Source organism: Rhodococcus sp. ACPA1, from assembly GCF_002300195.1.
In the GTDB taxonomy this organism is placed as follows: Bacteria; Actinomycetota; Actinomycetes; order Mycobacteriales; family Mycobacteriaceae; genus Rhodococcus_F; species Rhodococcus_F opacus.
In genome coordinates, this window is record NZ_NSDX01000014.1 from 188,298 (window position 1) to 205,087 (window position 16,790).

The 16,790-nt window shown below is 66.8% G+C and carries 19 protein-coding genes and 3 pseudogenes; 14 read left to right on the forward strand and 8 right to left on the reverse strand.

Translation table 11 applies throughout. The features are described from left to right. Positions 1–35: 35 nt before the first annotated feature. From CJ177_RS43725 to CJ177_RS43740, 3 genes are all read left to right on the forward strand, one after another. Positions 36–1,868: a hypothetical protein gene (locus CJ177_RS43725; protein ID WP_095870844.1), complete on the forward strand. Its 1,833-nt coding sequence runs from the start codon at positions 36–38 to the stop codon at positions 1,866–1,868. A gap of 230 nt (positions 1,869–2,098) precedes the next feature. After that, positions 2,099–2,362, forward strand: a complete 264-nt coding sequence (locus CJ177_RS43730; RefSeq protein ID WP_095870845.1) for a hypothetical protein — start codon at positions 2,099–2,101, stop codon at positions 2,360–2,362. 739 nt (positions 2,363–3,101) lie between these two features. Next, a complete protein-coding gene (locus CJ177_RS43740) occupies positions 3,102–3,281 on the forward strand; it encodes a YegP family protein (RefSeq protein WP_005257571.1) in 180 nt (59 codons plus the stop codon). Positions 3,282–3,502: 221 nt separating this feature from the next. On the opposite strand, the gene CJ177_RS43745 is transcribed toward CJ177_RS43740, so the two are convergent. Then, on the reverse strand, positions 3,503–4,003 hold the full coding sequence (locus CJ177_RS43745) for an N-formylglutamate amidohydrolase (protein WP_095870847.1): 501 nt from the start codon (positions 4,001–4,003) through the stop codon (positions 3,503–3,505). Positions 4,004–4,059: 56 nt separating this feature from the next. On the opposite strand from CJ177_RS43745, the gene CJ177_RS43750 reads away from it, so the two are divergent. Beyond that, positions 4,060–4,557 (forward strand): hypothetical protein, encoded by a 498-nt coding sequence (locus CJ177_RS43750; RefSeq protein WP_218835197.1) that lies wholly within the window; start codon positions 4,060–4,062, stop codon positions 4,555–4,557. 364 nt (positions 4,558–4,921) lie between these two features. On the opposite strand, the pseudogene CJ177_RS43755 reads toward CJ177_RS43750, so the two are convergent. Then, a pseudogene (locus CJ177_RS43755) lies at positions 4,922–5,241 on the reverse strand (hypothetical protein). Between the two features lie 283 nt (positions 5,242–5,524). Here CJ177_RS43755 and CJ177_RS43760 point away from each other — a divergent pair. Further along, a pseudogene (locus CJ177_RS43760) lies at positions 5,525–6,080 on the forward strand (long-chain fatty acid--CoA ligase); the annotation flags it as partial. 237 nt (positions 6,081–6,317) lie between these two features. Here CJ177_RS43760 and CJ177_RS43765 read toward each other — a convergent pair. From CJ177_RS43765 to CJ177_RS43780, 4 genes are all read right to left on the reverse strand, one after another. Then, positions 6,318–7,577: a DUF4185 domain-containing protein gene (locus CJ177_RS43765; protein WP_095870849.1), complete on the reverse strand. Its 1,260-nt coding sequence runs from the start codon at positions 7,575–7,577 to the stop codon at positions 6,318–6,320. A gap of 13 nt (positions 7,578–7,590) precedes the next feature. After that, complete coding sequence (locus CJ177_RS43770; RefSeq protein WP_095870988.1) at positions 7,591–9,102, reverse strand: M15 family metallopeptidase; 1,512 nt, start codon at positions 9,100–9,102, stop codon at positions 7,591–7,593. A gap of 342 nt (positions 9,103–9,444) precedes the next feature. Further along, positions 9,445–9,798, reverse strand: a complete 354-nt coding sequence (locus CJ177_RS43775; protein WP_095870850.1) for a hypothetical protein — start codon at positions 9,796–9,798, stop codon at positions 9,445–9,447. Then, complete coding sequence (locus CJ177_RS43780; protein ID WP_007298551.1) at positions 9,795–10,010, reverse strand: hypothetical protein; 216 nt, start codon at positions 10,008–10,010, stop codon at positions 9,795–9,797. The genes CJ177_RS43775 and CJ177_RS43780 overlap by 4 nt, the downstream gene beginning before the upstream one ends. A 197-nt stretch (positions 10,011–10,207) precedes the next feature. Between CJ177_RS43780 and CJ177_RS49660 the strand changes: the two genes are divergently transcribed. Then, complete coding sequence (locus CJ177_RS49660) at positions 10,208–10,495, forward strand: recombinase family protein (RefSeq protein ID WP_095870851.1); 288 nt, start codon at positions 10,208–10,210, stop codon at positions 10,493–10,495. Here the strand turns inward: CJ177_RS49660 and CJ177_RS43790 are convergent. After that, positions 10,470–10,703: pseudogene (locus CJ177_RS43790) on the reverse strand (DDE-type integrase/transposase/recombinase); the annotation flags it as partial. The gene CJ177_RS49660 and the pseudogene CJ177_RS43790 sit on opposite strands and share 26 nt — an antisense overlap. Here CJ177_RS43790 and CJ177_RS43795 point away from each other — a divergent pair. Further along, positions 10,702–10,983: a hypothetical protein gene (locus CJ177_RS43795; protein ID WP_257015010.1), complete on the forward strand. Its 282-nt coding sequence runs from the start codon at positions 10,702–10,704 to the stop codon at positions 10,981–10,983. The pseudogene CJ177_RS43790 and the gene CJ177_RS43795 overlap by 2 nt on opposite strands. A gap of 65 nt (positions 10,984–11,048) precedes the next feature. Here CJ177_RS43795 and CJ177_RS47815 read toward each other — a convergent pair whose 3' ends face one another. Further along, entirely contained in the window at positions 11,049–11,357 is a 309-nt protein-coding gene (locus CJ177_RS47815) for a hypothetical protein (protein ID WP_179443455.1), read from the reverse strand. Between the two features lie 830 nt (positions 11,358–12,187). On the opposite strand from CJ177_RS47815, the gene CJ177_RS43805 reads away from it, so the two are divergent. The 7 genes from CJ177_RS43805 (at position 12,188) to CJ177_RS43835 (ending at position 16,719) form a co-directional block, all read left to right on the forward strand. Then, positions 12,188–12,763: a hypothetical protein gene (locus tag CJ177_RS43805; RefSeq protein ID WP_095870854.1), complete on the forward strand. Its 576-nt coding sequence runs from the start codon at positions 12,188–12,190 to the stop codon at positions 12,761–12,763. Positions 12,764–12,769: 6 nt separating this feature from the next. Continuing rightward, positions 12,770–14,218: an SRPBCC family protein gene (locus tag CJ177_RS43810; protein WP_095870855.1), complete on the forward strand. Its 1,449-nt coding sequence runs from the start codon at positions 12,770–12,772 to the stop codon at positions 14,216–14,218. Continuing rightward, positions 14,215–14,631 (forward strand): gas vesicle protein GvpJ, encoded by a 417-nt coding sequence (gene gvpJ / locus CJ177_RS43815; protein ID WP_095870856.1) that lies wholly within the window; start codon positions 14,215–14,217, stop codon positions 14,629–14,631. Before CJ177_RS43810 ends, gvpJ (CJ177_RS43815) begins: the two co-directional genes overlap by 4 nt. 305 nt (positions 14,632–14,936) lie before the next feature. After that, positions 14,937–15,305, forward strand: coding sequence for a gas vesicle protein GvpJ (gene gvpJ / locus CJ177_RS43820; RefSeq protein ID WP_095870857.1), 369 nt, complete (start codon positions 14,937–14,939; stop codon positions 15,303–15,305). After that, the gene (locus CJ177_RS43825) at positions 15,305–16,129 is read left to right on the forward strand and encodes a GvpL/GvpF family gas vesicle protein (protein ID WP_095870858.1); all 825 of its coding nucleotides are present in this window, start codon (positions 15,305–15,307) and stop codon (positions 16,127–16,129) included. The genes gvpJ (CJ177_RS43820) and CJ177_RS43825 overlap by 1 nt, the downstream gene beginning before the upstream one ends. A gap of 3 nt (positions 16,130–16,132) precedes the next feature. Further along, on the forward strand, positions 16,133–16,360 hold the full coding sequence (locus CJ177_RS43830; protein WP_095870859.1) for a gas vesicle protein GvpG: 228 nt from the start codon (positions 16,133–16,135) through the stop codon (positions 16,358–16,360). A gap of 131 nt (positions 16,361–16,491) precedes the next feature. Further along, positions 16,492–16,719 carry a hypothetical protein gene (locus CJ177_RS43835; protein WP_257015013.1) on the forward strand — a complete coding sequence of 76 codons (228 nt, stop codon included), beginning with the start codon at positions 16,492–16,494 and terminating at the stop codon, positions 16,717–16,719. Positions 16,720–16,790 lie beyond the last annotated feature (71 nt).

Consider the following 16,790-nt stretch of genomic DNA (forward strand, 5'->3'; position numbering starts at 1 on the left):
TCCGTATCTGCTGCCGGCCCCAGAGGACACCCACCATGCCAAGACCGTTCTATGCCCGACGGCTGAGCCGTGCCATCGTCGTTACCGTCGCACTCGCGGCGGCGTGCACCGTCTCGCCACCGACGATCGCGGCGCCCGCCGAAGCCGTGCCCGTACCGGGCGATCCGCTCACCGGAAGCGGTGCGGTGAACCGGACCGAACTCACCGCCGGCCAACTCACCGAGGGCGCCGCCACGGACACGGTCCCCGACAGCGCCTTCGCGCTGCCCGCCCAGGCAGCACCACCCACCCACAGCTTCGAAGGCACCCTCACCCTCAATGGTCTCTCCGCCACCGGCGGCTTCCGCGTACTGAAAGACCCGTACGGATACGGAGATACGGCGGCCACCCGGCACCTGCCACCGGTCGACATCGCCCTCGTGCAGAACGGCAGCCACCTCGTCCCGGCCAAGCGCGGGTTGCAGTACACGGGGAACCAGGCGTGGAACCTGGCGGTGGGCCCCGGCCGTGCGTGGAACGAGGACGGCGACGGCGAACGCACCCGCGCCTCACTGCCTTTCGCGCTCGTCGAGCGCAACGCGAACTGCGTGCACAACGGCGCCCTGATGTTCCTCTTCGACGCCACATCGGTCTCCGAAATCCGCTACCAGATCACCACGGAGACCTGCGAATACTTCCAGCTCGACATGTGGGGCCAGGTACCGGCCGACTACCGGCCAGGCCCCGTCGACGGCGCCGAGAACCTGCGCGACGCGTACGCCTCCGAGGTCGGGGACCGGCTCCCGACCAAGCCCATCTCGGCGCTGGCCACCGACTACCCGGACAGTGGGGTAGACGTAGCGAAGTTCAGCGCCGGCATCACGCCGTCCGCACTGAGCACCTTCGGCTTCTACTTCGGCGGAGTGCACTATGTGGGCAACTGTCGGACCCGGCAAGGGGAGTACCCATTCTGCGGCCAGATGCTGTTGCCTTCGTACTCGACCGCGAAGTCGGCGTTCGCGGGAACAGCCATGCTGCGGCTGGCGAAGCGCTACGGCCCCGCCGTGGCCCAGGAGATGCTCTCCGACCGAATCCCCGAGACCGCCGGCAACACCGCCTGGAGCGGCGTCACCCTCGACCAGACTCTCGACATGGCCACCGGGAACTACATCTCGCACGGCTACGAGACCGACGAAGCGGGCCCCACCATGGCGGACTTCTTCGCAGCCGAGCCCTACGCCGACAAGATGCGACTCGCCCTGTCCTTCCCGCGTAAGGCCAGCCCCGGCAGCCAGTGGGCCTACCACACCTCGGACACCTACCTCGCCACCCGCGCGATGAACAACTACCTGCAGGACAAGACCGGTTCGGACGCCGACATCTTCGACATGCTCCGTGACGACGTGCTCGAACCCGTCGGCGTCGGGCCCGACTCGCTCGTCTCCTCCCGCACCGACAACAACCCCGGCGGAGCACCCTTCGGCGGGTACGGCATGTTCTGGACGCAGGACTCCGTCGCCCGGTTCGCCAAGTTCCTCAACAACGACCACGGCGCCGTCAACGGCACGCAGATACTCGACCCGGCACTGCTCACGGCCACCATGCAACGCGACCCGGAGGACCGGGGCATGACCACCACCGGCGCCAAGCCCATGAAATACCAGAACGGCTTCTGGGGCCAGGAGTTCACCTCCGCCGACAACCCCGCCTACACCAGCCCCTTCTACGTACCGTTCATGTCGGGGTACGGCGGCATCACGGTCGCGATGATGCCGAACGGCGCCACCTACTACTACTTCAGCGACAACAACGAGTTCAGTTGGAGCTCCGCCGTCGCCGAGGCCGCCAAGCTCGCGCCCATGCCCGTCGAGGCAGTTGGTGCGAGATAGACCCAGCGAACGTACCCTTATCGGCCTGGGATGCGCTTCGCCTGACTATGACCGTTGACGGGGGTGCCTGTGAGCGCTCGCGAACACGGCCCCCTCGCTCTCTCTGAAATGCGTTGGCGCTGAGCGTTCACCACGTTCATTTCAGCGCGGCCTGGCGGCGTCGAGTATGAGGTTTCGTCGGGAAGGTGCTTATGATCCGGGCGTGTAGCCCGACCGGAAGGCGCAGACCGATGTCCGAGAAGAAGGATCACAGTCCGAGACCCGAACCCGGTCCGCTCGGCGCGGGCGCGCGGGTGCTGGTGCGCCGGCGGTCCGAATCGGCGCAGCCCGGTCGGATCGTCGAGGATTGCGCCGAGCTGACCGACACCGAGGAGCGTGGGCATGCTTGGGCTCCGGTGCATCGGTGGGCTGTCGCCCTCGACGACGGTCGCCTGGTTTTCGCCGACAGCGACGACCTCACTGCCGACCCGAGCACGTCAGGATCCGCCGGGTAGACCGATCCTGGGCGGTGGAAGAACCAGTCAGGGACCGCACCCCCGAGGGGCGAGCGGGCTGCAGGGTTCACCCAGGGTGGCAGGACGGACCAGGTGTTGAACTGATCCGCCTCCTGACGGTACTTAGCCGAGGAGGGCGACGGAGGAGTTCGTCGCTGGTCCCGGGCGTATCGGGCGCCGGCGTGCACCCTGACACCGCCTGGGGATGGGGGCCGGCTTGTCGGTCGAGCGCCGAATGGGCGGGCCACGGTCGCGACGGCGGCGACTGTCTCGTGAGTGACACCGTCGGCCGGAAGTCGCGGGCCCGGGGACATCTGTGGCAGCCAGTGGCGGTGTGGGTTGTGTTGGGGGACAGCCAAGCGCAGCCCCCGCCAACGATGAATATCAGCTGGCAGGGGCGCTACACGGTCAACCTGCACGTAGTGACGAGCGGCGCATGAGTGATCTTCGTGAGCTGTGGTGGGGAAGTCCAGGGATTGTGATCCACACCATCACACTATTTTCGAACTCGGCGGCTCGGTGGGATGCGTTGGCCCAATCTCCCACTGCGGTGCTTTCCGCCCCGGTGCGGTGGGAGACCGAGGCCGAACACATCGACTGACCTGCGAAGATGACATGTCCCCGGCTGGGGGTCAAGTGCGCCGCCGTAATGGTGGTTCCGCCACCGATGAGGGTTTGTCGGGCCTACCGTGAGGGGACGGGGTCTGCGACCGGCGTGGGCTCACGCGGAGGAGGGGCGATGACTGCGAAGTTCGAGCTTTTCAAGGACACCGGCGGCAAGTTCCGGTTTCACCTGAAGGCAGCCAACGGGGAGATCATCGCGGCCAGCCAGGGGTACACCTCGAAGGCGGCGGCCCAGAACGGGATTGCGTCGATCAAGGACAATGCGGCCTCCGCTCCCACCGAGGATTTGACCTGACCCGAGGTGTGGCCGGCGGCAACGATGCGGGGCCGGCGGGCATGAGGAGTGGTATGCGGCTACGGAAGTCGTCGTCGGGGTGAAGGGGTGGCCGCATGATCACGGTGATTGCAGTCGGCGATCCGAAAGGTCTTCGTTCGCAGGCTTTCCCGATGGTCCCTGGCCGACCTTGTACGGCCGAGGTGGGTCGGCGCCGCGGTGTCTGGTTTCTGCCGTGGGGGTCAGGCCTTGGTGGGAATGGTGATCTCGGCTCTGCCGTCGAGGCCGGGTAGGAGGTAGTGCGGGCAGGTGACCAGCTGATGCGGCACGGGTATCGGCTGCCGGTCGGTGTCGAGGTAGAGGCGGTAGGGGAGCTGCCCGCGCCGGTGGGTGCCGGTGTTCGGGTCGACGGCGTCGAGGAAGTAGCCGTGCGCGGCGCCGGCGGTGGAGAAGATCGCCCGCGCCCACTCGGCAGGTTCGGCGGGCGGCAGATACCGTGGCTCGCCGGTCGCCGCGTCGAGGGTGTGCACGATGACCGTGACCACGAAGCCGGCCGCCGCGGGGAACCACTCCTCGGCCGCGACGTCGAACGGTGCGACGGATGTGTGAATCCGCAGCTCGATGTCCGTTCCGGTACGGGCCCCGGCTGTGATGATGTGGGGATCCGTCGAAGCCTCCTGCCGAGCCAGGTTCGGCAGCGCCTGGTGGCCGTCGGCGCGGATGCTGCCTGGGTCAGCGGACATGGGGCAAGAGTACGGGCCGCCGATACACCGCCCTTGTGATGGAGGACCCCGGATCCGTGCTCGACGCCTTCGCCCACCTCCTGCGCGGCGTGATGCACCGGGCAGGCGCGCTGCAGCACGTACTCGCCACCTCGGCGTTCGTCGACGACGATGCCGCCCAGATGCTGGAGGTCACCCGCCGCCAGCGCCATACTCGACAGAGCCGCATTGTGCGCGCCCTGGCCCGGCGAAAGATGCTCCGAACCGGGCTCACCCAACCCAAGGCCACCGACATCGTCTACACAGTGATGTCCCCCGAGGTCTTCCGCATCCTCACCGTTGAAAGGGGATGGAGCGAGGACGAGTACGAAGCCTGGCTGGCGCGCACGCTCCGCACCCAACTGCTCCCGCCCGCCCCCGTTGGCATGAGAGCCGGTTCGGCACCGAGCCCACTCCGGCTGCGAACCTCGAGCCTTGAACGTGAAGAGAACCTCTCTGCTCGGGTCGAGGAACTCCGCATCCGTGACACCAGCCGGTATCGCCGAACATCGGGTCTATCTAGCCTCCACGACTGAACCGCACGTGGTTCGCGGGCGAAAGCTGTCACTTCGCTCAACCGCGGCCTTCTGGGAGGAAGGACGCTGCCCGTCCCCGTGGCGGGGTTCGGGTCTGTCCGCCATCCATCGCTCGACGGACACTTAGGGGTCGTGCTTTTGCTCGGCGAACACCGCCGAACGCGGGCACGACTGGGCACCCGTGCGTCGGTGGGCGGTTGCCCTAGAGAACGGGCGTCTGGTCTTCGCCGATACCGCTGATCTCACCATCGAGCCCGGAACCCGGGGATCCGGTCCGGGGGCCAGGACAACTGGCTGAGCGGCCGCATGCGGCCGAGTGAGCTTCCAGATGCCTACGGTGACAGGTCCGGCTGCGCCGAGCTGGTCACTTCACGGTCACGCTCCCGGTGAAGAAGAACGGGGCCTGGTTGCCGAAGCAGAAGACGGTCACGTTGGATCCCTTCGCGAAGCCGCCCAGCCTGCCGACACCTGGGGCGAAGGCCCCGGTCTTGAAACTGAACCCCGAGTCGAAGCCGAAGCAGGTCCAGTTTTCCCTGTCCGGCACGGTGACACAGTTACTTCCCCCGAACTTGTTGCCGCGACGCTCAGTGCCGGCACTGCCGTTGCGGTACCCGTCCCGAGCGCGATCGCGGGAGCGATGACGGCCGATGCGATGGCCATGCGCACCGCGCTCTTCTTCTTCACCTTGCTCACCTCATCCTGAGAGTCCCCGACTCCTGTAGCGAACGGGTGGGTGAACATGCGGCGCGTCACGTCGTCCGGGACCACCGTCGAAGTTCAGGAACCCGTTCTGTGAACACCTCAGAACTCCCCTAAAAAGTGCAGGTCAAACCCTTGTGCCAGAGGTGACTCCGCTGATGCCTCATGGTGACCGCTGACGCGGCGTCTCGCAGGCAGGGGCCGGAACGGGCCGATCAGGTTGCATCCGACCCGGAGTCACGGGTGCTCACCGTCGAGTCGCGGCTCCGGTCCGCTGGTGATGCGTGGTTACCGCAACGATCCCGGGCGGACCGCCGAGGCGATCGACGAGGACGGGTGGCTGCACACCGGCGACTTCGCCGAGATCGATGCCGACGGATATGTCCGCATCGTCGACCGTAAGAAGGAGCTCATCGTCAACGCGGCGGGCAAGAACATGTCGCCGGCGAACGTCGAGGGCGCGCTGCGGGCGGCCTGCCCGTTGCTCGGCGGCGCTGCGGTGATCGGCAACGACCGGCCGTACAACGCGGCGCTGTTCGCGCTCGACCCCGACGGTCTCGCCGCGTTCGCCGAGCGCCACGGGCTGACCGCGCAGACGCACGAGGAACTCGCACGGGATCCGGTCGTGCTCGCCGCCGTCGAGGAGGCGGTGCAGGCCGCGAACGCGAAGGTGTCCCGGGTCGAGCAGATCAAGCGGCACTCGGTGCTGCCGAACATCTGGGAGCCGTCCGGCGACGAACTGACCCCCCGCTATGAAACTCAAGCACCGGCCGATCGATGCCAAGTACGCGGCCACCATCGAGGAGCTGTATTCGGGTCGCTGAGCCGCCGCCGCGGCTACCGCTCTGTCGAGCGGATTCATGATCGCCTCCGCGTCCGTCCCGCGGTAGCGTGCGTACATCCGAACATCAAGTCCTGATAGCTGTTTCGCTGCATCGAACAGAACGTCGTGACGGACCATCACCGTCTCGAGGGGGCGTACCACGCCGCCGCGGCCTGGTTGTCGCTGACGTAGTGAACTTGTACCCGTTGACCGCGTAGGCCACGGGGGTTGGGTCCGTTCAGGTGAGGACCTCGTCGACGTCGATGCCCGCCTTCTCACACAGTGCCCGGAGCAGTTTGTTGTTCTGCTCGGCCAGCGCGTGAGTGGACAGGATGTGGCCGAACTGATCGTCCTTGCGGTCGACGGGCACCGGGCGGCCTTCGAGACCGAGGTTGGTGACCTCCTTCCATAAGATTTCGGCGATGGCTTCTCGTAGATCGAGCTTGCGGCCGGATCCGTCGTAGAGGGCGACTGGGTGGTCGTCCCGGAACGCGGCGGCGACTTCGCGTGCACTCATGTGTTCGTCCTCCTCGATCGGTACTGCGGGTTGAACCTGTACCCGAAATTGCATGGCCCGGTAGGGCCATCCGGATTCGGCCCATTCGGACACGATGATGTGAAAGTTGTCGAATGTGCTGTCCGGGTGCACGTATCCGCCGTACAGGCGGGTTACGACGTCGGGGCCACCGTTTCCCGACGGTCCCCGTACCGGCCGGAATGTTGGGGCGGTGTGCCAGTTGTCGGTGATCTGTCCGACGACGCGGATGGTGATGTTGTATTCGGCTTCGTTGAAGTAGCTGAGTACCCAGTTGTTCTGCATTCGGCGCAGGCACATTTCCCCGACCTTGGAGCCGACCGGCAGGATCGGGGTGGGCGGATTACCCCATGCCCAGGCGCCGTTGCTGAATCCCCAGGGCTCGTAGAAGTCCCGGTTCAGCAGCTGGTCCTCGGGGCAGCGGAATAGCAGCACGTTCTTGTCCCGTTCGAGGCCGCCGGTGGTCATCACGTAGACGAAGCCGTCCCCGCCTCGTTCCCAGGTCAGCATCCGGCGGTGACCGCCGAATTCCCATCCTTCCCACCGGGCCTTGGGTCCGCCGTGGGTCCAGGTCTCGCCGTTGTCGTCGGAGTATTGGATCTCGGTCCACCGCGTGTCGGGCAGGCCCCGGACCACGAGGACGTGCAGGTAGATTCGGGTGCCGATCACGATCGCGTCGGTCGGGAGTACGGTGCTGAACTCCGGGTTGTTGTGCGGGTAGTCCCAGAGCTGTTTCGCGGGGTTGCCCCCGGCGGCGCGGTGAAACCGCACCCCGTCATCGAGGTCATGGGTGTGGCTGTAGAGCAGTATGGGGCTGCGCCAGCCGGGGCCGCCGACCCGGTTCTCGGCGAAGGTGTCACCGAAGAAGAAGCCGATCTCGCCCGTGGGCACCCGGACCGGGATGCCCAGGTCGGTGCCGCCCACACCGAACTGCGGCACCGGAGTGAGATCCCTGATCTTCATGACCGCACCAGTGTCATCGGCCGAGAACCTCCCCGGCGATGTAGTCCCACAGCGCCGCGTCGTCGACCGGGAACGGTTCCGGACCCGGGGGCGGGGGGCTGTGCCCCAGCCCGAGCATCGCTTCGAGTTCGTCGGTACTCAGGTGGGTGTAGTTGAGGTCGCAGCGTCCGAACGGTGGGCACGGGCCGTTGTCGGTGTATTGGTGCGCGAAATAGCCGTCCGGCTTGATCTTCGGCGAGCCGGGCTCCCGGCCGTAGCTGGGAGTCACCAATCGCAGACCTGGTGGGCGGGTGCGCCACAGGTCCGCGTTCGAGACCGGGTTCCAGTAGCCGATCACCCGCCGCTCGCCGAGCCATTCACGGGCCCGCCGGATCTCGTCGTTGACCTCCGCCGACTGGTCCCCGGTGATCGCCCCGGCCGCGTCCTCGACGTCGGCCATGACGACCATCCGCGGATGCGGCCCGCCCTGCTCGGTGACCATCTGCATCAGTAAGTCGATGTTCGCCTGACCGGGCCGGAAGAACCAGTACACGATGAAGAACCGCAGCCTGCCGTCGTCACAGGCACGCACCGCCCAGTCGTGGTTCGCCGCGAACTTCGTATCCCGCAGGTTCCCGCTGTTGGACCGGAAACAGAAGATGTCGTACGGGTATGCGTCGGTGACCGGGGTGATCTGGTACTGCGACACATCCGCCCAGGTCTTGCCGCGCACCACCGGCGGCGGGGTGACCGGTCCGCCGAGATCGGGGCGTTGCCCGTGGCGGATCACGACATTCCATTCGCCCTCGAACACATAGCCGGTCACCGGCCATCCGTTCGAGATCTGCAGCGCGGTCGCTGCGCGGGCGGTGTCCGTGTCCCAGATTCCGGTTTCCGGTATCCCGCAGGTCTTCTGCCAGCGCCTCAGGCCGTCCTTCCAGGATTGCGGGTCGGTGGGGAACAGGCCGCTGATCGACTCGGCGGGTCCGTCGAGCGGACCGTAGTAATACCCCGCCGGGAGGGGGAACGCGTCAGGATCGGGCGGCCCGTACACCCAGAGGTAGCCGTTTTCGAGCCGGGTGGCGAAGGCGTCCAGGCGGGTGTCACCCTCAGGGAGGTTGATCTGGGTGTGCATCGGGTCCTTGGTGGCCCAGTCCTCACCCCAAAACACCGTGCCCTCGAACTCGGTGAGCATCTGGCGGACCGCCGCGATCTTGTCGGCCGGCATGTTCACCGACGCCCGCACCTTCCAGGGCAACCGGGTGGCATTGAGATCCACGGCCGTCCCGCTGAGATGATTGCTGTTGGCAATATCATTGTCCCAGCTGAATCCCCAGTAGTCACGGGGCCGGTAGCTGTCGATCCGCCAGATCCGCCGATGCCACACCGCGGCCCAGGCAATCAGGATCGTCGCCGCCGCGCCCCGGCGCACCTCCGGCCGCACGTTGTCCGTGCCCGGCACGAGCGGCTTGACGATCTCGCCGGTATCGCAAATGCGCCAGCCGTTCTCGGAGACTGTGTTCCCCTTGTAGCTGCGAAATCCCATCGCGCTCACCCTCCGTCGTCACCACGGTCCTGGCTGCACTGCTTCCTTCCGCCGCGGCTGTGTGTCGCTCCGTGCATCCCGGACGATAGGACCACATACCGACACCAACGCCCCGCCCGGTTCTCCCGAGCTTCAGTGTGACGCCCGAGCCGGGAAAATTTCGCGAGGCGTGCCGTACTCATTCCCCGGTGCCAGGTCAGCCGGCGCGTTGCCCCGGCGGACCGAGCCGGATGACCGCGGTGCTGTGGAACGCCTCTGAGGGTCGGCGTAGCAGTGAGCAGGGGGATCGAGATCGATGGGGACGGGACCCCGGCGCGGGGCTGCTCCGTGTTCCCCAATCGGTTACGACGGGGGATTGCGCGAGGAGAAGTAGTAGCCGATCGCGCTGCCGGTCAGGCCCACCATCGCGGTGAAGACCACCTGGAACGGGCTGCTGGCGCGATCCCACTTGTCGGCGCCGGCCCACAGCGGCACCAGCAGGTAGATCAGGCCGACCAGGAAGGTGGCAATGGACAGGCCGATCGCCAGGGCCTTACGGGTGTCCTCCTGGCGTTCGTCGAGGCGCCGGATGGTGACCTCGGGCTGTTCGGTCACCTGGGGGTCGGTGCTGCCGACGTTGACCTCGTCGACGGTCGTGTCGTCCCGGGCGGTGACACCGTCCTCAGCGGGCACGGTGGGCCCGTCGGGTTCGGTCACTTGAAGACGACCTCCCGTTTGGTGCCGTCGGGCTCTTCGATGAAGACCTTGGCACCGTTGGCGGCGGCCTCGTCGATGTAGGCGGTGGTGCGGATGGCCCGGACCAGGGCGCTGGTCTTGGTCGAGGCGTGCCGCTTGGCGATCTCGTCGAGCGTCTTGATGTCGTCGTTGGGCAGATTCGCGGTGACCTTGGAAACGTCGTCCTTACTCATGATGTCCTCCTGAGGGTGATCCCGGCCCGCTCAGTCTACCTCGAAAGCCGTACCAGGTACGGCTCAGATACGCATCGGTCTCCGGGTAGGGCTGAGAACCGGCCAGGACGGGCGGCAACACGTCCGCACCCTCGATGCCGACTGCGATGGGCCCGCGCTCCGGACCGGCCGAGCCGCTGCGCGACCGGTAATCAGCGATGTACATCGGGTATGCACGAGTGTCCACCGATCAGCAAGACCTGACCGCACAGCGCGCTCTGCTCGGGCTCGGGGTGTCACCGGAACGGATCTACGTTGATCACGGCGTGACCGGTACCGATCGTCAGCGGCCCGGTCTGCCGAACCCCCTTCCAGCGTGCTGGAACTGGCGAAAGGGCGCTGTCACGTTGATTGAAAGAATCAGCGGCGCCGTTGGTTTGGAGCGCACGGCAGTGTACCCCCGTTCGGGTTGTTCACGTTTCAGGCAGCAACACCGCTCGCGGTGACTTCCCGCCAGACCGCGAATCGGTCGGCCATCTCGGTGCGCGGCTCGGGCGCGGTCAGTCGGTGCCGGCGGGGCCGGAAATGCGGTGAGATCGAGCTGAACGCGGACAGGAATCGTTGCGCGTGCGCGACCGATTTGAAGCGTTTCATCGCCCGCTCCCGCTGTCGGGTCGGCTGATGGGAATTCTCGGCCCGGTTGTTCAAGTACTTGGATATCACCACCGATCACGACGAAATCCGCGCTTGGATTCAGGCGCATCACGGCGTACCGGCACGAACGGCGGCGAAAACCGACATCGCAGGCACCCTGCATATCGACTTTGCCGCGGTCCGCCCTGGCGAGCTCGAGCACATCTCCTGGCAGGAATGGTTCACCGCGTTCGATGCGCAAGGCCTCGCCCTGTGCTACCCGGATCCGCACCTGCGCGGCGGAACGAGCGCATGGTTTGAACTCGTGCCCCGCGGTCGCGGGGGCGGGATCCATCCATGAGGTGAGTGGCGTGCCCCACCTCCGGGGTGCGTTGGCAGTCCCACCCAGCGGTTTCCAGCCAGCGCTCACCTCGGTACACCATCGGGCCTGACCAGCGGGATTTGCTCACGCCGTGACCGGCTCGTGCCAGTAGCGAGCAGCGATTGCTCCTGCTCGCCCGCGGTGGACGGCTCCCGGCCGATCACCCCGATCAGCAGCGGGCGCCCGTCCTCGTCGCGTTCGGTGACGAAGACCGACAGGACCGCCGGGATCGGCGCGCCGGTCCGCACGTGCCGCAGCTCCGTCGGCCCACACCACCGCCCCCGTTCGGTCAGCGCGGCCCGAGCCCTCGGGTGCCTGCGCTCGACTGCCCGGGTCGCCTGCCGACCGGGCACCCCGGAGACCGAACTCGCTTCCCGGCCGAGGACGGCGGTAGGGCAGGTGGCGACCTGGCCGGTGATCGTGTTGATCAGGGCGGTGGACCGGCTGCCCCCAGGTGAGCCGGGCCACCGCTGTGCGGATTCGCTCCGTCGGTCAGCTCAGGCCGATGCCGCCGCCGATGGTGACGCTCGGCCACTTCAGGAACGCCTCGAACGGGCGTTGAAGCAGAACCCATCGGAATTCACGCCTTTCCTGGTGATGAATCCACGGGATCGTCGATCACCGCTTACGGTGCCTATCGCGCTCGGGCTCGTGGAGTATTTCGCAAAACAGCGAATTTCTCAAATAATGAAATTTAACAACCGCCCATAATGTTCTGGGAAATCGGTTAGGCAATTAGGGTGAATTCGAAATTGATCGGCGCATGTATTTCTCGTGTGTATTCGCGTGATCCACGAGGTTGCGAAGGTGGGTGCCGCGCGCGGGCTGAGGCGGGGTGGGCGAACACGTGACCTCGGCCCCGCGCGGCGGGGGCGCCCCGCGGGCCGAGGGGTTCAACGGCCGGAGCGGGGCTGGCTGCCCGGACCGCTATTGCGGGGCGGGCAGCGTACTCGGCGGGTACCCGCTTGCCACTGCGCTACGCGGGCTTCCCTGGAAGCCGGCCCCGGCCTGCTTCGTGCGGTGGCTGTTTCGGATCGGGGATGTGGTGTACGGCCGGATTGAGCGTCGCCGCCCCGGGGTAGTCGGCGGGAACGAAGGCACCACCCACCGACCACGGCCCCACCCTTTTTCGCCGACGCCGGCGCCGAGGTGCACCACATCTTCTCGACAAAGGGGTTGGGCGATGACAGGCAAAGGTCAGATGGCGTTGGCCGTGGGTGCCGGGTACATGCTGGGCCGCACGCACAAGATGAAGTTGGCGCTGATGCTCGCGGGCGCCGGAGCATCCAGTCGGTTTCCTTCTGGCTCACTGGGTGTGCTCGGTCAGGCTGGCAAGCTGCTCGCGGATTCGCCCGAGGTCGCCAAGCTCGGCGGGGTGGTCCGGAAGGAGTTGATGAACGCGGCGAAGACGGCCGCGGTGACCGCGGCCAGCCATCGCATCGACTCACTCAACTCGCGGTTGCAATCGGGCGGTGACGAGGCCGCGGGCGGGAAGGGGGCGAAGTTCAGGCGGCACGAGGAGCCCGAGGACGACTACGACGACGACTACGCGGAGGACGAGACCGCCGAGGAGGAGGCGCCCCGCGCCCGCAAGCGCCCGGCCCCGCGCCGCCGCACCTCGAGCAGCGGTGGTTCCCGGCCCACCCGGTCACGGTCCCGGTCGTCGAACAACGACGAGGACGAAACCCCCACCCGCACCCGGAAATCGCACGCCAAGGCGACAACCGATGTCATCCCCATACGACGCAGCCGGAAGTGAACGACGATGACCTCGAATCTCGACAATGCGGCGAAGAAGCTGCGCCAGAACGTGTCCGGTGCGTCCGGTGAGGCCGCATCGGTGTCACCGCTGAAGAAGGCGGCGCAGGGCCTGCTCGGCACCGTGACCGACAAGGCGGTCTCCACCGTCTCCGACAAGGTGCAGGGCGCGACCGGGAGGCTCACCGATTACGCCGAGGGCGGCGGCGGAAGCCTGCTGTCCGCGGTCACCGGCACCGGAAACGGCAACGGTGATGGTGACGGGGACGAGAAGGGCGATGGTAAGTCACTGTTCTCCGGGCTGACCGACAAGGTGAAGGGGACGGCGTCGAATCTGAAGGACGCCGTCACAGGCGGCGGTGGCGGGGGCAAGGGCAAGAAGCTCAAGTTGACCAATATCGTCGAAACGATCGATGTCGGTGTCCCGGTGCAACTCGCGTACAACCAGTGGTCCCAATTCGCCGACTTTCCCTCCTTCATGAAGAAGGTCGAGCGGGTGGAGCAGGAGGCGGACGAGAAGCTCGAGTGGAAGGCTCAGATCTTCTTGTCGCACCGGACCTGGGAAGCGTCGATCATCGAGCAGGTCCCGGATGAGCGGATCGTGTGGCGCTCGAAGGGTGCCAAGGGTTTCATCGACGGGGCGGTGACGTTCCACGAGGTGACCCCGGATCTCACCCGCATCGTTCTGATCCTCGAGTATCACCCGAAGGGCTTGTTCGAGAAGACGGGAAATCTGTGGCGTGCACAGGGACGTCGAGCACGCTTGGAGTTGAAGCATTTCGGACGCCATGTCATGACCCAGTCTGTTCTCCATCCCGACGAAGTCGAGGGCTGGCGCGGGGAGATCCGGGACGGCAAGGTTGTCGAACCCGAGGAGTCCGAGGACTACAACGAGGAACCGGCCGAGGACGAAGCACAGCCCGACGAGGACGAGCAGGACGACGCGCAGCTGGACGAGGGCGACGAGGACGAGGACGAGGAGCCCGCCGAAAGAGACGAGGACGAGGAGCCAGAGGAGGACGAGGAGCCGGAGGAGACAGACGAGTCTGAGGAGCCAGAGGAGGACGAGGAGCCGGAGGAGACAGACGAGTCTGAGGAGCCGGAGGAGGACGAGGAACCGGAGGAGGACGAGGAACCGGAGGAGGACGAGGAGCCGGAGGAGGACGAGGCTGAGGAGCCGGAGGAGACAGACGAAGACGAGGAGGAGGAAACATCGCCGCCGCCGGCACGCCGTGGCCGCCCGCGCAAGACCGCGGCCGCGAGTGAGGACAAGCCGCCGGCACGCCGTGGCCGCCCGCGCAAGACCGCGGCCGCGAGTGAGGACAAGCCGCCGGCACGCCGTGGCCGCCCGCGCAAGACGGCGTCCGCCAGTGAGGACAAGCCGCCGGCACGCCGAGGCCGCCCGCGCAAGACCGCGGCCAAGTCGGCCGCCTCGAAGCAAGGAGCGCGGCGATGACGTCGATACAACCCGCAGGTCGTGGCGGTGGCGGCGGGGGAGTCAGCGGCGGACCGAGCTCGAGCAGCCTCGCCGACGTCATCGACACCATCTTGGACAAGGGCCTGGTCATCGATGCGTACGTGCGCGTCTCGCTGGTCGGCATCGAACTACTGACCATCGACGCCCGCGTTGTCGTCGCCAGCGTCGACACCTACCTGCGGTTCGCGGAGGCGGTGAACCGGCTCGAGATCGGCAGCGAGCCCAAGGGCCTGACGGACCTGGCCGGGGGCGGCGGCGAGAGCGAGTCTGAATCGAAAACCCAGGGCGCACTCGGGGCCGCCGGCGAGAAACTCGGCGACCTCCTCGGCGGCGGACAGGAAGAACCTCAGCGCGAACGGGTTTCACGCAAGTCCACTCGCGGGGACAAGTGATGTCGACGTCGGAACAGGCCAACGGGCACCCGAGGAGCCGACCGGTCGCACCGTTTCGAGCAGGGGTGTATTCGTCGAATTACTCAGTCCCAGGCGGCCTTTGATCGATTGAACAACTGCCGATCCGGGTAGTCCGGTAGTCCGCACCTACCTCTCCACTTCGGGTGTGCCACAGGGGCGAGCTGGACGAGGCGGCGGCGAGAGCGCAGAGCGGGCCGAGGAACGACCGGTACCGCCACACGTCGCCGAGCCGCTCGCACACCGGCGTTGCCAGGGGCGATAGCGGGGGAGCAAGGAGCATGAGCATGACTACAGCGGGTGGGCCGAGTTCGAGCAGCCTGGCCGATGTCATCGACACCATCTTGGACAAGGGCTTGGTCATCGACGCGTACGTGCGGGTCTCGCTGGTCGGCATCGAACTGCTGACCATCGATGCCCGCATCGTCGTCGCCAGTGTCGACACCTACCTGCGGTTCGCGGAGGCGGCGAATCGGCTGGCGATCGGCAGCGAGCCGAAGGGGCTGTCCGATCTGGTGTCGGGCGGGACGGAAAAGATTGCGAAGTCGAAGACGAAGAGCGCCATCGAAGAGAAGCTCGGCGGCCTGCTGGGCGGCGGGCAAGAGGAACCGGAACGGGAACGGGTGTCGCGCAAGTCGACTCGAGGTGACAGGTGATGGCTACATCGGAGCAGGCGAAGAAGCAGAAGAGCGAGAACACAGAGAAGTCGGACAAGTCGGACAAGAAGCAGACGGCGGGGGTGTACGTCTACGGCATCGTCCCGGCCGGCGTCGAACCTGGGGACGACGCGACCGGGGTCGCCGGCGGGAAGGTGGACGTCGTCACGGACGGTGACATCGCCGCCCTGGTGAGCGCAATGTCCGTGGACCGTCCGATCGGCAAACCCGAAGACCTCCGAGCCCACGCGAACGTGCTGGACGGGACGTCCCGGGTGGCGCCGGTGTTGCCGCTGCGGTTCGGTGCGGTGCTCACCGACGCCGACGCCGTGAAGGAGGAACTGCTCTCGGCACATGCGGACGAGTTCGCGGCGGCCCTCGAACAATTGGAGGGAAAGGCTCAGTACGTGGTCAAGGGCCGGTATGTGGAGCAGGCGATCCTGCGGGAGATCCTCGACGAGAACGAGCAGGCGGCGCAGTTGCGTGATGAGATCCGGGACAAGTCGGAGGACGCCGGCCGCCAGGCGCGGATGGCGCTCGGGGAACTGGTGAACAACGCGATCGCCGGCAAGCGCGAGGAAGACACCCGCAAGACGGTCGAGGCCCTCGACCACCTCATCGACTCCGTCAACCGCCGCGAACCCACGCACGAGGAAGAGGCCGTGCAGGTGGCGGTGCTCGCCGACGTGGACAGGCAGGACCAACTCGAACAGGCAATCGGGGAACTGGCCCAGGAGTGGGACGGCAGGGTCGAGATAAAGCTGCTCGGGCCCATGGCCGCCTACGACTTCGTGGTCACCCAGAATCCGGCGGGGCAGGGCTGAACCATGGGACTGCTGTCATTCATCGTCACGCTGCCACTCCAGCCGGTGAAGGGTGTGATCTCGCTGGCGGAGTTGATCCAACGGCAGGTCGAGGAGGAGATGCACAATCCGGCGGCCATCCGCCGCGCACTCGAGGAACTCGACGAGGCCCGTGCCCGGGGTGACATCACGGCCGAAGAGGAGGAGCAGGCGCAACAGGCGCTCATCGACCGGCTGACGGGATCGCCCTAGGGATTCGGGCACTGGAGCGGTGCGGGCGGGGTCCATCCGATTCCGCGGCACCTCACTGTCATGTCAGTTGTCGGAGCGCTTGCTGCGGTTCCCGTGCCCGTAGGGGACAGCACCCGCTGCGCCGTCCCGTCATGGCTGCCATCCCGGACTCGACGAAGACCTCGCTGCGCCAACGCTTGTCCGCCCGCGCTCTCGACCGATGGACCGCGATCACCCGGATCGACCTGCGGTCCCGGGCACCGTACGCCTATGTCGACGCCGTCCTGACCGACGGGCAGACCCTGCAGTTGTGCCGCCTGAAGTACGCCGGCTACGCCAACCACGACGACTACCAAAACTCCTACCTGCCCACCGGCTAGCGCCGGCAGCGCCGAGGACGCCCTGGACACCGCTTGCGGCCTCTATCTCGCCGACCCCACCGTGTGGACCT

What these genes read in the sequence shown, in the direction of transcription:
- CJ177_RS43725 (WP_095870844.1), top strand. Translation starts at nt 36, where the DNA reads ATGCCAAGACCGTTCTATGCCCGACGGCTGAGCCGTGCCATCGTCGTT.
- CJ177_RS43805 (WP_095870854.1), top strand. Translation starts at nt 12,188, where the DNA reads ATGACAGGCAAAGGTCAGATGGCGTTGGCCGTGGGTGCCGGGTACATG.
- CJ177_RS43780 (WP_007298551.1), bottom strand. Translation starts at nt 10,010, where the DNA reads ATGAGTAAGGACGACGTTTCCAAGGTCACCGCGAATCTGCCCAACGAC.
- CJ177_RS43745 (WP_095870847.1), bottom strand. Translation starts at nt 4,003, where the DNA reads ATGTCCGCTGACCCAGGCAGCATCCGCGCCGACGGCCACCAGGCGCTG.
- CJ177_RS43830 (WP_095870859.1), top strand. Translation starts at nt 16,133, where the DNA reads ATGGGACTGCTGTCATTCATCGTCACGCTGCCACTCCAGCCGGTGAAG.
- gvpJ (WP_095870856.1), top strand. Translation starts at nt 14,215, where the DNA reads ATGACGTCGATACAACCCGCAGGTCGTGGCGGTGGCGGCGGGGGAGTC.
- CJ177_RS49660 (WP_095870851.1), top strand. Translation starts at nt 10,208, where the DNA reads ATGTACATCGGGTATGCACGAGTGTCCACCGATCAGCAAGACCTGACC.
- CJ177_RS43730 (WP_095870845.1), top strand. Translation starts at nt 2,099, where the DNA reads ATGTCCGAGAAGAAGGATCACAGTCCGAGACCCGAACCCGGTCCGCTC.
- gvpJ (WP_095870857.1), top strand. Translation starts at nt 14,937, where the DNA reads ATGACTACAGCGGGTGGGCCGAGTTCGAGCAGCCTGGCCGATGTCATC.
- CJ177_RS43765 (WP_095870849.1), bottom strand. Translation starts at nt 7,577, where the DNA reads ATGAAGATCAGGGATCTCACTCCGGTGCCGCAGTTCGGTGTGGGCGGC.
- CJ177_RS43810 (WP_095870855.1), top strand. Translation starts at nt 12,770, where the DNA reads ATGACCTCGAATCTCGACAATGCGGCGAAGAAGCTGCGCCAGAACGTG.
- CJ177_RS43825 (WP_095870858.1), top strand. Translation starts at nt 15,305, where the DNA reads ATGGCTACATCGGAGCAGGCGAAGAAGCAGAAGAGCGAGAACACAGAG.
- CJ177_RS43740 (WP_005257571.1), top strand. Translation starts at nt 3,102, where the DNA reads ATGACTGCGAAGTTCGAGCTTTTCAAGGACACCGGCGGCAAGTTCCGG.
- CJ177_RS43835 (WP_257015013.1), top strand. Translation starts at nt 16,492, where the DNA reads ATGGCTGCCATCCCGGACTCGACGAAGACCTCGCTGCGCCAACGCTTG.
- CJ177_RS43770 (WP_095870988.1), bottom strand. Translation starts at nt 9,102, where the DNA reads ATGGGATTTCGCAGCTACAAGGGGAACACAGTCTCCGAGAACGGCTGG.